This is a genomic window from Granulicella sp. L60 (assembly GCF_009765825.1).
Lineage (GTDB): Bacteria > Acidobacteriota > Terriglobia > Terriglobales > Acidobacteriaceae > Edaphobacter.
This window is the reverse complement of record NZ_LMUR01000022.1, coordinates 408198-422057: the sequence shown is the minus strand read 5'-3', so window position 1 is coordinate 422057 and position 13860 is coordinate 408198. Positions and strand designations below refer to the sequence as shown.

The window sequence follows — 13860 nt, the reverse complement described above, 5'->3', positions numbered from 1 at the left end:
GAACGCCTCAAGCCTTTTTTTTCATTGCCACCTCAAGCCGAAGCGTCTAGCGTTAGATCTAGACGCTATTTGTCGTTTTGTCCAGTCATCGAACCTTAACTTCGCGAGAAGGCAACATCGGAAGGGGCTCCCCCAATGACACCTTCGAACAGAAATACGCTTCTAGAGTTAGTTCAGATTGGCGATGTCGGCATTCTATTTTGCTGTTTAGGCGTTTCCTATGCCGCGACATCGCACAGCCATACGCTCAGCGTTCTCTCCTCCCTGGAGACTCATCGGCCAATCCAGGTATTTCTTGAGACGCTCATCCTGGCATTTGGGTGGCACGCCACGCTTCGGATCAACCGGTTCTACCGATCCAGAAGACTCGACGGCTATCTGAAAGAGACGCTTGACGTCTGCTCCGCCAGCGCAGTATGTGCCTTCTTCAGTTTCATATGGCTGTGGCTCATCTGCTCTCCCTACAAACACCCAGTCGCGGACCTGGCTCTCATCAGCCTCTTCTTCGGGGTCTTGACGTTCAGCGCCTTCATGTCGACGCGTCTGATCGGCCGGGCGATCGTGCACTCCATTCGCGCACGCGGACACAACCTCAGACACATCCTCATCGTTGGCACGAATCGCCGCGCCGATGGATTTGCACGGGACATCGCACTCCATCCGGAGTGGGGCTACCGTCTGCAGGGCTTCGTCGACGACCAGTGGTGGAACAAGCAGACAGCAGATTCCAACTCCGGTGAACTTCTCGGCGGGTTCGACGATATGCCGATGCTGCTTAGAACACTTCCAGTGGATGAAGTCATCGTCGCGCTTCCGCTTGCGTCCTTCTATCATCAGACCGCGAAGATCGTCTCCCTGTGCCGCAACCACGGCATCGCCGTCCGCTCCATAGGAACATTCTTCGATCAGGGAACCTCCCGGCGCACGGCCTTCCTTAGAGGATCGATCGGCACCATCACCCTGCACGACGAGTCCTGGAACGCGCGGGCTTCGCTTGTAAAGCGTCTCGCAGATATCGCAATTTCCTCTATCCTGCTCATCGCCCTCGCGCCGATCTTCGCGGCTGTCGCAATCCTGATCAAGTTGACCTCGCCTGGGCCAGTGTTCTTCAAGCAGACGAGAATGGGATACGGGAAACGTCCCTTCAAGATCCTGAAGTTCCGCACCATGGTTCAAGAGGCGGAAAAACTCATCGCGCAGGTCGAGCACCTCAACGAGACTCAGGGACCGACCTTCAAGCTGACCAACGATCCCCGCATCACGAAGTTCGGCAAATGGCTGCGCAAGACAAGTCTCGACGAGATCCCGCAGCTCCTGAACGTCTTCATCGGTCACATGAGCCTGGTCGGTCCTCGACCGCTCCCGCTGCGTGACTACGAAGGATTTTCCAAAGACTGGCACCGCCGCCGCTTCAGTGTAAAGCCCGGCATCACCTGTCTCTGGCAGATTATGGGACGAAGCTCCATCGGCTTCGACGAATGGATGGCTCTCGATATGCGCTACATCGATCAGTGGTCGGTTTGGCTGGATATCAAGATTCTGTTCCAAACCATACCAGCCGTCTTCCGTGGATCGGGCGCTGTATAAAATCATCGGCTCATCAGTGGACGTTTCGCTATTGCTAGTACGAAACGTCCACGATGACAGATGACACGATCAATGGCCGTCGCGCCCGTCCAAGTAGACACCTCTGCAAATCACACTTCCATCGCAAAACATACCGTCCCAACCCGCCTACGGTATGTGCCTGTCATCAATCCTTCCCATTCCATCGCCCCTGCGGCAAACGCGGTTGGCAGACCGTGCATCTCTTTAAAGAGAACTAGAGAATTCGCGTCCGTTTTATGCGTGCGTGAATCAGCGCGAGTGAGCGCAGACCGTACGTCTAACCAAGCAGTCAGACCTGCTTTAAATGCCCAGGTGATATGAAACCTTTCGAAGGCCGCAAACGTGTCGTCATAGAAGAAGTCCAGCCGCAAGTCGATTGCGGCCGCTACCCCGCAAAGAGAACAATCGGCGATGTCGTTACTGTCACCGCAGCCGTCTTCGGCGACGGCCACGATCATGTAGCCGGCCACCTGCTCTACCGTCACGCCAGCGAAGACACCTGGAAGACCTCCCCACTCATCCCTCTCACCAACGACCTCTGGTCCGCCAGCTTCACGCTCGACAGATTAGGCGAATGGGTCTTTACCCTCGAAGCCTGGATCGATCACTTCGACACCTGGCGAGACGATCTTGGCAAGCGGCTCTCTGCGCAGCCAGCATCAGAAGACGTCACTTCGTCCGCAACGCAGCAAGACATCCCACTTGCGCTGCGTTCAGGCTCCATCCTCCTGAAACAGGTCGCCGAACGCGCGAAGGGTGCCGACCAGCAGCTTCTGTCGCGCGCCGCAGCCTCACTCATCCAACTGGCCGAAAGCAAAAATACTACTTATACGGATCCCATCAACGAAGAGACCATCAAGGTCGCCGCGAAGTATCCCGATCTGAATCTGTGCACCCGCTATCCGCAGGAGCTGCACCTCTGGGTCGACCGCGAGCGCGCACGCTACTCCACCTGGTACGAGCTCTTCCCTCGCTCCACCTCGCCCGATCCCACTCGGCATGGCACCTTCGCCGACGTGCAGGCGCTTCTCCCCAGCATCGCTGCGATGGGCTTCGACGTACTCTACCTTCCACCTATTCATCCCATCGGCACCGCATTTCGCAAAGGCCCCAACAACAACGTCACCGCAACCGAGAACGATCTCGGCAGCCCCTGGGCCATCGGCGCGAAGGAGGGCGGCCACAAATCCATCCTCCCTCAGCTCGGCACCCTGCGCGACTTCAAAGCTCTAGTAGCCGCAGCCCAAGACTCCGGTATGGAGATCGCCCTCGATATCGCATTCCAATGCTCCCCCGATCACCCCTGGGTTACAGAGCATCCCGACTGGTTCATCATCCGTCCGGACGGGACCATCCAGTACGCGGAAAATCCTCCAAAGAAATATCAGGACATCTATCCACTCAACTTTGAATCATCCGACTGGCGCGGCCTATGGGAAGGCCTGCGCGACGTCTTCGCCTACTGGATCCGTCAAGGTATCCGCATCTTCCGCGTCGACAACCCACACACCAAGGCCCTTCCCTTCTGGGAGTGGTGCATCGCCGAACTCCAGAAGAAAAATCCCGACGTGATCTTCCTCGCCGAAGCCTTCACGCGACCTCACGTCATGTACTCATTGGCCAAAGCCGGCTTCACCCAGTCCTACACCTACTTCACGTGGCGCACCGCCAAGGCAGAGTTGCAACAGTACTTCGAAGAGATCACCAAGCCACCGGTCACAGACTTCTTCTGTCCCAACATCTGGCCCAATACGCCAGACATCCTTCACGGGTCGCTCCAGACAGGCGGACGGCCAGCCTTCATGCAGCGTCTCCTTCTCGCCGCAACCCTGGGCGCAAACTACGGCATCTACGGCCCCGCCTACGAGCTATGCGAGAACGCTCCCATCAAGCCCGGAAGCGAAGAGTATCTCAACAGCGAAAAGTATGAGATCCGCCACTGGGACCGTACCGCGGACTACAGCCTCGCACCGCTCGTCACTCGCATCAATCGCATTCGCCGCGAAAACAAGGCACTACAAAGCGACGGCTCCCTCCACTTTCATCCCGTCGATAATCCAAACATCCTCTGCTACAGCAAGTCCGCCGGCGACAACCGCATCCTCGTCGCGATCAACCTCGACCCCACTCAGGAGCAGGCCGGCTGGATCGACCTCGATCTCAAACAGCTTGCGATCCCGCGCGACGGCAACTTCGAGATCCAAGACCTCCTCACCGGCATCCGGTACCAGTGGCACGACCGCAGCAACTACGTCGCCCTACGTCCGGATATCATGCCCGCACACGTATTCCGAATTATCACCGCGCCAGCCGGTGAGACTACACTCAACCCAGCTTCGTCGGCATCATAGATATAGAGCTTCTCCAGCACGAGGAACAAGAGTGAAAAAAGCCGGCAGCGCCACCGATCCCCTCTGGTACAAAGACGCGATCATCTACGAGATTCACGTTCGTGCCTTCATGGACTCCAACGCAGATGGCATCGGCGACTTTCCCGGCCTGATGTCCAAACTCGACTACCTCCAGGACCTCGGCGTCACCTGCCTCTGGCTGCTTCCCTTCTTTCCTTCGCCCCTCCGCGACGACGGCTACGACATCGCCAACTACGTCGACGTCAACCCCAGCTACGGCACCCTCAACGACTTCAAACAGTTCCTCGACGCCGCCCACCATCGCGGCATGCAGGTCATGATCGAGCTGGTCATCAATCACTCCAGCGACCAGCACCCATGGTTTCAGAACGCCCGCCGCGCCCCTAAGGGTTCGCCTGAGCGCGACATGTACGTGTGGAGCGACACCGACAAACTCTTCGAAGGCGTCCGCATCATCTTCACTGACACGGAGAAGAGCAACTGGACCTGGGATGAGGTCGCGCAGCAGTACTACTGGCATCGCTTCTTCTCGCATCAACCAGACCTGAACTTCGACAACCCACGCGTCATGGAAGAGGTGCTGAACGCGATGCGGTTCTGGATGGACCTGGGCGTCGACGCCCTCCGTCTCGATGCGATCCCATACCTCGTCGAACGCGACGGCACCAGCTGCGAAAACGTGCCCGAGACTCACGTCAAGATCAAAGAGATTCGTGCCGTCATCGACGCCGAATACGAGAATCGCCTTGTACTCGCGGAGGCGAACATGTGGCCCGCCGACGTCCGCCCCTACTTCGGCGACGGCGACGAGTGCCACATGGCCTTCCACTTCCCCCTGATGCCGCGCATCTACATGGCACTCCGTCAGGAAGACCGCCTCCCCATCACGGACATCATGGCCCAGACCCCGGCCATCCCGGAGAACTGTCAGTGGGGCCTCTTCCTCCGCAACCACGACGAACTCACCCTCGAGATGGTCACCGACGACGAGCGCGACTACATGAACCTCGCCTACGCCGCCGACGCCCGCATGCGCATCAACGTCGGCATCCGGAGGCGCCTCGCGCCACTCGTCGACAACAACCGCCGCCGCATCGAACTCCTCAACTCCCTGCTCCTCAGCTTCCCCGGCACGCCCATCATGTACTACGGCGACGAGATCGGCATGGGCGACAACATCTATCTCGGCGACCGCAACGGCGTCCGTACCCCCATGCAGTGGAACTCCGACCGCAACGCCGGCTTCTCCAAGGCCGTTCCCGCGCAGCTCTACTTCCCCGTCATCATGGATCCCATCTGGGGCTATCAGTCCATTAACGTCGAAGCCCAGCAGTCCGATCAGTCCTCGCTCCTCCACTGGACGCGCAACATGATCGCGCTCCGCAAGCTCTTTCACGTCTTCGGTCGAGGCTCGCAGGAGTTCCTCAACCCCGACAACAGGAAGATCCTCGCCTACATTCGCAAGTACGACGACGAGGCCAATGGCAACACCGAGACCATCCTCTGCGTCGCCAACCTCTCGCGTTTCTCGCAGCCCGTATCGCTCGACCTCACCAAATTCGTTGGCATGATTCCCGTCGAGATGCTCGGCTACGTCACCTTTCCTTCCATCACCGCGCAGCCGTACCCGCTCACGCTCGCGCCCTACTCCTTCCTCTGGCTCGAACTACAACCCGCGCCCGAGGTGCCGCAACCAGTCCAGATTCCCGAAGAAGAGCCCATCCTCGCCCTGCTCAGCCACGGCATCGAAGGCATCCTCACCGGCCCTGGCCTTTCGCTTCTGCAGCAACTCCTCATCACCTATCTCCCTCACCAACGCTGGTTCGGAGCGAAGTCGAAGACCATCAAGACCGTCGCAGTACTAGACTTCGCAGAACTGCCCAGCCTCAACGCCGCTCTCGTCTTCCTTCAGCTCACCTACGACGACGACACCAGCAACACCTATCAACTACCACTCACCATCAGCACGGGAGAAGCCGCCGACACACTCCGCGCCTCCGACCCCGGCAACATCATCGCAACTGTCAGCACACCCGACGGCCCCGCAGTCCTGCACGACGCTGTAGCTCGCGAAGACGTTCGTCAGGCCATCCTCCATCTCATCGAGGCCAACGAAGAACTCCCCACCCGCAACGGCACTCTCGTCGGTCACAGCAGCAGCGCCTTCGCCGAAGCACGTGGCAGCGAACCGCTCCCCGCGCGCACCGGCTCCGCCGAACAATCCAACACATCGATCCTCTACGACGCAAAACTCATCATGAAACTCTTCCGGCGTCTCGAACCCGGAGAAAATCCCGACACCGAGATAGGCCGTTTCCTCACCGAAACCGCGCACTTCAACCGCATCGCTCCCTTCCTCGGCGACATCACACTCAAATCAGAAGACGGCGAACCGACCACGATAGCCATGCTGCAGGGCCTCGTCGAAAACGAAGGCGACGGCTGGCAGTGGACACTCGACGAGCTCTCCCACTACTACGATGCGGTAGCCACTCTGCCAACTCCGCAGGACCTCGGTACAGTCCCAAACCTCATCGCTGAAGATAAAACCTCAACCCTCGCGCGCGAACACGCCGCACTCTACCTCGACGCCGCCTGCCTGCTGGGCCGTCGCACCGCCGAGATGCACCTCGCCCTCGCAACCCCTACTACAAATCCCGCCTTCGCAGCCGAGTCCTTCATCACCACCGATCTCGTCGCTGAGGCGGATCGAATCGACACGCAGCTCACCCGCACCCTCGAAGTCCTCAGGCGCACCATGTCTCAGCTCAACGAGGTCACCGCCGACAACGCCGCGCTTCTTCTCAGCCGTCGCATCCAGATCTTCTCCCGCGCCCGAGCCATCGCCTCTGCCACACCCTCCGAAGCCGGACAGCGCATCCGCATCCACGGCGACTATCATCTCGGCCAGGTCCTGCGCTCACGCAGCGACTTCGTCATCCTCGACTTCGAAGGCGAACCCGCGCGCAGCCTCACCGCACGCCGCGCCAAACAGTCTCCGCTCAAAGATGTCGCAGGCATGCTGCGCTCCTTCAGCTACGCCGCCAACGCCGCACTCAACACCTTCGCCCAACGTCGCCCGGACGACGCCAAAAACCTGGAGCCCTGGGCCACGCTCTGGCAGAACGCCGTCTCCACCGAATTCCTCCGCGCCTACAAGCTCGCCATCGACACCGCAGGTTCGCAACTCCTCCCCAAACCCGCGCAGGCGCAACTTCTACTCAACGCCTACCTGTTAGAGAAGTCACTCTATGAACTTCTCTACGAACTCGACAACCGGCCCACCTGGGTCCGCATCCCACTCACCGGCATTCTCTCGCTGCTGCAATAGCAGCGCTTATTCGATCTCCACAACCATCTGCAGCTCCACCAGAGCATTCCGCGGCAGAGCACTCACCCCGACTGCCGCACGAACATGCTTCCCCGCCTCCACAAACACCTTCACCAGCAGGTCCGATGCGCCGTTGATGATCTTCGGCGAATCTGCGAATCCCGCAACAGCGTTCACGTATCCATTGACGCTCACAATACTCTTCACCTTATCCAGCGATCCAAGATGCTGCCGAAGCACCGCCAGATGCAGCAACACGCAGGTCTGCGCCGCAGCATATCCTTCTTCCACTCCGCAATCATCGCCGGCCCTGCCCGTAATCACGCCGCTGCTATCCGCAGAGATAACACCCGAGAGATAGACCAGCTTCCCCACCGTCTTCGCCGGAACATAGTTGCCACCTGGGGACGGCGCAGACGGCAGACTCAAACCCGCTTCCAGAATCGTTTTTTCGATATGCATGCGCCGTACTTTATCACGTCAAAAAACGCATCTCCTTTCTTCTTGTCGAAAAGAGAATCCACGATAGTCTGAGTCATGCCCCGAGTGAAGTCGGTTATCGTCTTCGTTGTGTGCTGTGCCCTGCTCGCTGCGGGACGCCCTTCCAGCGGAGCCCTTCTTCAATCCAAGCGCAGCTCCGCAACAGACCTTCAGATCACCGGAATGATCGCCGGCATCACGCCAGGCGCCGTCCGATACATCTCTTACAAACATCTCCTCAAACTCCCCACCGTGACTATCCCCATCCAGCCCGACGATAACTTCACCGAGCTTCCCCGCCAGAAGGTCGTCATCACCGGCATCTATCTTGACGTACTCGCCCAATCTCTCGGCGCTCTGCCCGGCGCAGATCTCATCGTCGCCATCTGTTCCGATCGCTACCACGCTCACTTCTCCCGCGAATACACGCAGCAGCATCGCCCCATCTTAGCCCTCAAGATTAATGGCCTGCCCGTAAATACATGGGCAAAGAAGACACACAACAAGAGCCCCGGCACGTACTTCATCACCCACGCCTCCTTCACGCCATCGTTCAAGGTTCTCTCCTACGACGAGATGCCCCAGATCCCCGCAGTCATCGCGGGCCTGGACTTCAACTCCTCACCACTCGTCTTCGGCGCCATCGCTCCATCCGCCAACTACGCCTCCACCCCCGAGATCGACGCAGGCTACCGTATCGCAAAGCAAGACTGCCTCCGCTGTCACAACATGAACAGCACCGGCGGCACCAAAGCCGACAGAACCTGGCAGACACTAGGCACCCGCGCCGCTACCTCGCCAGCCACGTTCGAACGTCTCGTCCGCGACCCGAAGTCAATCGATCCGAACGCCTCCATGCCGCCCAATCCCAGCTTCGACGACGCCATTGCCAAAGCACTTCAGGCTTACTTCCAGACCTTCTCCGCGGAAGCTCACTGATGCCGATACGGATCTCGAAGGCTCTCCTCATCCTCTCCGTGGCCTTCTTCTACACGCTCGTCGTCTTCAACAACGCGACAGATTACAACTCCAACTTCCAGTTCGTCCGCCACACTCTCACGATGGACTCGACCTTCCCCGGCAACCACGGCATGTGGCGCGAGATCGATCGCCCCGCCATCCACACCCTCTTCTACCTCCTCATCATCGCCTGGGAGACCGTCACCGCCATCCTCTCTGGTGGTCCGGCATCAGGATGCTCCGCGCAGCCAACCTCTCCGCCGCGCATTTTCATCAGGCAAAGTCGCTCGCTATCCTCACCCTCGTCTTCGGGATGCTGATGTGGTTTACAGCCTTCATCAGCGTCGGCGGCGAATGGTTCCTCATGTGGCAATCGAAGACATGGAACGGTGAGGAGACTGCCTTCCGCATCTTCGTCATCCTCGGTATCATCCTTCTCTACCTGGCCATGCCGGAACCCGTCGCAACCGAATAGTCCACCACCGCACGCACGCGGCACAATACAATCCATCCAACACCCAGACAGCTCCTTCTAACCAGATAGGTTCCTCGCCATGACCGAAACCATCTCTCCACTCCAGTCTCTGCGCAGCGTACTCGCCGCCGAAACCACGAATCCCAGCGAAGTCGCAGCAAACTCCGCGAGCAAAGCCAACAGCAACGCCTCCCGCAATATCTACTTGACCTACTTCGCGAATGAATCCCTCCAACGCGCCGACCAGCTTACCCGTCTCTTCCCACAACCTACCGCTCGTCCAGCACTCTACGGCGTCCCCATCTCCATCAAGGACTGCTTCGACGTCGTAGGCACCATCACCACCTGCGGCTCACGCTTCTACGCCCAACACAATCCCGTCGCGACGAAAAACTCCTGGGTAGCGCAGCGCCTCCTCGACGCGGGTGCCATCCTCACCGGCAAGACCCACCTCCATCAACTCGCCTACGGCATCACCGGCGAAAACGTCGACTACGGCGACTGCCTCCAGCCACGCGACGCCACCCTGCTCACCGGAGGATCCTCCAGCGGATCCGCCGCCAGTGTGCAGGAAGGCTCAGCCCTCGCCGCCATCGGAACCGACACCGGCGGCTCCGTCCGCGTTCCCGCTGCGCTCTCCGGACTCGCCGGCTACCGCTCCTCCCGCGCCGTCAGTCGCGGCCAAGAGCGTTGGGCAGGCGCGGCCCACCTCGCTCCCTCCTTCGACACCCTCGGTCTTCTCTTCCGCGATCTGCGCGACGCCCCCGCCCTCGCCAACGCCATCTTCGACATCCCATCCGCCCCCACTCCGACCCGCCCGCGCATCGGCTGCGTCGGCGAAGCCTTCCTCCACGACTGCGAGCCCGAGGTCCTCGAAGCCTACACAGCATGGAAGCAGCGCCTCACCCAGCACGGAGCCATCCTCTCCCCCATCGATACCGTCTTCTGGTCCGACAGCCTCGAGATCTTCGCCCCCATCCAGGCCAGCGAAGCCGCCCTCATCCACACCGGCAACTTCCTCCACTTCGAACCCGCCATCGCCGAACGTCTCACCTGGGGCGCATCCCTCACCAGCGATCAACTCGCCCCCCTGCATCAACGCCTCGAAGCCTTCCGCTCACAGATGTCCCTACTCTTCCAGCAAGTCGACTTCTTCATCCTCCCCTGCGCTCCCGTAAGCAAACTCCACGCCGGGCAAGACCAATCCGCCGCCCGCAAAAACATCCTGCGCTACACCACACCCGTCAGCCTCGCCGGTCTACCTGCCGTCGTCCTCTCCGGAGAACACATCGGCGCAGCCTTCGGAACCGGCATGCAACTCGCAGCCGCACCTATGCAGGACGCATACCTGCTTGCCTTCAGCGCAACCCTCGCATAAACCCCCACCCAACCAAGCAATCCCAGCCTCTTCAAACAACATAAATACCCTCCGCCTTTACATACTCCCTCCCATTGACGATGATGTTATGGCCGACGCCATTCACACCGGCACCACGGGGAATAGAAGGGAAACAGAACATGAGCACAGACACCAGCGTCCTACGCGAGACTCTCACCAAACTCATCGGCTCCGACCGCACCGACAAGCTCTTCAAGGTCCTCGTCATCCACCCTGAGATCGCCGCCGACCCCGGCCCCAAAGTCTCCCGCGCCGCAGTCGCGCAGGCTCTCAACATGCTCCTCTTTGAAGATCTGCTCGCCCGCGTCCCCGCCGCCAAAACCTACGTAGAACACTGCATCCGCGACGGCAAGACCGTCATGCATGACCACGGCGCCGTCCGCACCGTCGCCCTCGCCGGCATGGGCGCTCTCCCCGCCGGTCAGGAGTCCATCACCCGCATCCTTCGCCCCCTTGGCTACGCCCTCAACGGCGAGTACCCCCTCGAGCGCCTCAAGATGACCGGCCGCTCCCACGCCCAGGCCGACTATCCCGAAGACATCGCCCAGTTCTTCATCAGCGAGCTTCACCCTGAGCGCTTCTCCCCCGAGTTCCAGGCCGCCGTCCAGCGCATCACCTCCACCTCCAAAGATCCCGTCACCCCCGAAGCCAAGGAACTCCTCGAAAAGCTCCACACCAACGGCTCCCTCTCCGTCGACGAAGCCGCAAAGCTACTCCCCACCCTCGTCTCCGTCTTCGCCCGCCAGCACACCGAACCCACCCTCGCCGACTACGAGATCCTCCTCGCCGAATCCCCCGAGATGGCCTGGATCTCCACCGAAGGAAGCGCCTTCAACCACGCTACCGACCGAGTCCCCGACGTCGACCAGCTCGCCGCAGAACAGAAGGCCCTCGGTCAGCCCATGAAGGCCGCCGTCGAAACCTCCCAGTCCGGCCGCGTCCGCCAAACCGCCTACCTCGCCGCCCGCGTCCAGCGCAACTTCCGCACCCCCGACGGCCTCATCCAGAAAGAGGTCAACGGCTCCTTCTACGAGTTCATCACCCGCCTCCCGCTTCCCGAAGAAGACGGCAAACAAAAACTCGACCTCAGCTTCGACAGCAGCAACGCACAAGCCATCTTCAAGATGACCGCCAATACCTGATTTCATCCCTCCGAAATGCTGTGTCTCTCTCCCGAGCAACAACTCGGCATCTAACAAACTGGATAGTCGATAGAAACTCAGGAGAGAATAATGCAGCGACGGAACGCTAAAGCAACACTGGCAGTGATGGCGGCAGGCCTCATGTACGCGACAACACTGTTAGCCGCCCCACCCGCCTCGCAGGCCGACCGGGACTTTGTAGCTAAGGTGTCCCAGGGAGGGCGATATGAAGTCGAAGCAGGCAAGATCGCTGCCATGCGCGGAGTAACTCCATTTGTAAAGAACTTCGGTGTCCTGGAGTCACATGATCATGACGCCGTGAACGGTGCGCTGAGAGACATCGCGGGCGCGACAGGCGTAGTCATCGCACCTGGACTGAACCCCGAGTTCTCCAAGCGTCTGGCCGATCTGAAAGCAGTCCCACCGGATCGCTTCGATGCGTACTACATCACGGACATGAAGCAGATTCACAACAAGGATGAAGGATTGTTTATCCAGGAGGCAGAGGGCGGCTCCGCACCGTACCAACAATTTGCCCATCAGACCGCGGTGCTCGTAAAAGCCCATCTGGGATGGCTGAACACGCTGTAAGCATTCGACGAAAACAGGTTGGCTCCGAAGATTCCTCCCCTTCAGACATAGGTCTCACCCCGTACAGTGAGCCCTATGTCTGCCTTACCCTTCGTCGTCCTACCAAGCTCAAACGCCCACGTCGGCGACACCTCCTTCAAACTCGGCCACTCGAAGCCGTATAGTGGAACGGTCGCGATCATACACCGGAGAAGCACGAAAACATGCCACAAAGCATGACGATCCTCAAAGCAATAACCGCAAACATCCTCTGCCTGTCATTCCTCCCCGCTTTTGCCGCTCACACGCCCACCACAGACTGGGTCGGAACCTGGTCCGCCTCCCCCATGGCCTGCCCCACAAAACCAGACCAGCCCGCCGGCGATTCAACCTACCGCAACGTCATACGCACCAGCATCGGCGGCAAAGGCCTGCGCGTAAAGCTGACCAACGAATTCGGCACCACTCAGCTTCTGGTAGGCTCCGCCCGTATTGCCCTGAGCTCCGGCAACGGAGCCATAACGCCAGCCTCCGATCATGAGCTGACCTTCGGCGGCCGCCCCTCCACAAGCATTCCCGCAGGCGGGTTCATGCTCAGCGACGAAGTCCCTATGAACATCCCTGCGCTCTCCAGCCTCACGGTAAGCCTCTACCTTCCCGATCAGGCGATCCCAATCCGCACCTGCCACTTCCTCGCCTCATCGACCAACTACGTGGCAAAGGGCGATGCCACCAAAGCTCTCAAAATGGAGAACGCCCGCACAACACCCGCCTGGATCTTCGTCAAAGGGATCGACGTGCGTTCTCATAAAGGCGCCTTCGCCATCGTCACTCTTGGCGACTCCGTTACCGACGGCAACGCCTCGACCAGCGACGCCAATCATCGCTGGCCGGACTACCTCGCCGACCGCCTGCAAAAAAATCCCGTCACGGCACAGGCCGCCGTCCTGAATCAGGGAATCATCGGCAACCGCATCCTGCGCGCCGAACTCGGCCAGGCCGCCATATCCCGCTTCGATCGCGATGTCCTCGCGCAGAGCGGCGCACGCTACCTGATCCTCCTCGAAGGCATCAACGACATCAACTGGGAAGAACCCTCCGAAGACGCCTCCGCCGAAGACCTCATCGTCGGCATCACCCAGCTCGTGGAGCGCGCCCACGCCCACGGCATCACCGTCTTCGCCGCGACTCTCACCCCCTACAGCGGCTCCGAAATCTTTTCAGAAAAAGGCGAGCAGACGCGCATCGCCGTCAATCACTGGTACCGCACAGCAGGCGTCGTAGACGGCGTCATCGACTTCGACAAAGCCACACGCGATCCACTGAAGCCGGCCGCATTCAATCCCGCGTACGACTCCGGCGACCACCTCCATCCCAACGACGCCGGATACAAAGCAATGGCAGACTCGATCGACATAAGCTTGTTTCACCAGCCAAAAACTTCGACCCTCCCGAAGACCGCAGCCAACGCAAAGTAGCTGAATCATCATCATTGCCTTTTCACCTCCTGCTTTAAACTCTTC

9 protein-coding genes and 1 pseudogene are annotated in these 13860 nt (G+C 59.8%); 9 read left to right on the top strand and 1 reads right to left on the bottom strand.

What is annotated here, in order from left to right; translation table 11 throughout:
- Nucleotides 1-135 precede the first annotated feature (135 nt).
- From GSQ82_RS22785 to treS, 3 genes are all read left to right on the top strand, one after another.
- Nucleotides 136-1587 carry a sugar transferase gene (locus GSQ82_RS22785; protein WP_158794567.1) on the top strand — a complete coding sequence of 484 codons (1452 nt, stop codon included), beginning with the start codon at nt 136-138 and terminating at the stop codon, nt 1585-1587.
- A gap of 338 nt (nt 1588-1925) precedes the next feature.
- Nucleotides 1926-3959, top strand: coding sequence for an alpha-1,4-glucan--maltose-1-phosphate maltosyltransferase (locus GSQ82_RS22780; protein WP_158794566.1), 2034 nt, complete (start codon nt 1926-1928; stop codon nt 3957-3959).
- Between the two features lie 31 nt (nt 3960-3990).
- Nucleotides 3991-7311, top strand: a complete 3321-nt coding sequence (treS, locus tag GSQ82_RS22775; protein ID WP_158794565.1) for a maltose alpha-D-glucosyltransferase — start codon at nt 3991-3993, stop codon at nt 7309-7311.
- 6 nt (nt 7312-7317) lie between these two features.
- Here the strand turns inward: treS and GSQ82_RS22770 are convergent, their stop codons facing one another.
- Complete coding sequence (locus tag GSQ82_RS22770) at nt 7318-7773, bottom strand: RidA family protein (protein ID WP_158794564.1); 456 nt, start codon at nt 7771-7773, stop codon at nt 7318-7320.
- Nucleotides 7774-7848: 75 nt separating this feature from the next.
- Here GSQ82_RS22770 and GSQ82_RS22765 point away from each other — a divergent pair, with 75 nt between their 5' ends.
- The 6 genes and pseudogenes from GSQ82_RS22765 (at nt 7849) to GSQ82_RS22740 (ending at nt 13815) form a co-directional block, all read left to right on the top strand.
- Nucleotides 7849-8730 carry a cytochrome c gene (locus GSQ82_RS22765; RefSeq protein ID WP_158794563.1) on the top strand — a complete coding sequence of 294 codons (882 nt, stop codon included), beginning with the start codon at nt 7849-7851 and terminating at the stop codon, nt 8728-8730.
- Nucleotides 8730-9226, top strand: a pseudogene (locus GSQ82_RS22760) (DUF2165 family protein). The gene GSQ82_RS22765 and the pseudogene GSQ82_RS22760 overlap by 1 nt, the downstream one beginning before the upstream one ends.
- Nucleotides 9227-9305: 79 nt before the next feature.
- Nucleotides 9306-10604 (top strand): amidase, encoded by a 1299-nt coding sequence (locus GSQ82_RS22755; protein ID WP_158794562.1) that lies wholly within the window; start codon nt 9306-9308, stop codon nt 10602-10604.
- Between the two features lie 140 nt (nt 10605-10744).
- The gene (locus GSQ82_RS22750) at nt 10745-11767 is read left to right on the top strand and encodes a DUF1338 domain-containing protein (RefSeq protein WP_158794561.1); all 1023 of its coding nucleotides are present in this window, start codon (nt 10745-10747) and stop codon (nt 11765-11767) included.
- Nucleotides 11768-11857: 90 nt separating this feature from the next.
- Nucleotides 11858-12358, top strand: coding sequence for a DUF4142 domain-containing protein (locus GSQ82_RS22745; RefSeq protein ID WP_158794560.1), 501 nt, complete (start codon nt 11858-11860; stop codon nt 12356-12358).
- A 203-nt stretch (nt 12359-12561) separates the two neighbouring features.
- Nucleotides 12562-13815 (top strand): SGNH/GDSL hydrolase family protein, encoded by a 1254-nt coding sequence (locus GSQ82_RS22740; protein ID WP_158794559.1) that lies wholly within the window; start codon nt 12562-12564, stop codon nt 13813-13815.
- Nucleotides 13816-13860 lie beyond the last annotated feature (45 nt).

Bases quoted from the DNA above. Each gene is read 5' to 3' on its own strand.
- GSQ82_RS22780 (WP_158794566.1), top strand. From the start codon at position 1,926: ATGAAACCTTTCGAAGGCCGCAAACGTGTCGTCATAGAAGAAGTCCAG.
- GSQ82_RS22785 (WP_158794567.1), top strand. From the start codon at position 136: ATGACACCTTCGAACAGAAATACGCTTCTAGAGTTAGTTCAGATTGGC.
- GSQ82_RS22765 (WP_158794563.1), top strand. From the start codon at position 7,849: ATGCCCCGAGTGAAGTCGGTTATCGTCTTCGTTGTGTGCTGTGCCCTG.
- GSQ82_RS22740 (WP_158794559.1), top strand. From the start codon at position 12,562: ATGCCACAAAGCATGACGATCCTCAAAGCAATAACCGCAAACATCCTC.
- GSQ82_RS22745 (WP_158794560.1), top strand. From the start codon at position 11,858: ATGCAGCGACGGAACGCTAAAGCAACACTGGCAGTGATGGCGGCAGGC.
- GSQ82_RS22770 (WP_158794564.1), bottom strand. From the start codon at position 7,773: ATGCATATCGAAAAAACGATTCTGGAAGCGGGTTTGAGTCTGCCGTCT.
- GSQ82_RS22755 (WP_158794562.1), top strand. From the start codon at position 9,306: ATGACCGAAACCATCTCTCCACTCCAGTCTCTGCGCAGCGTACTCGCC.
- GSQ82_RS22750 (WP_158794561.1), top strand. From the start codon at position 10,745: ATGAGCACAGACACCAGCGTCCTACGCGAGACTCTCACCAAACTCATC.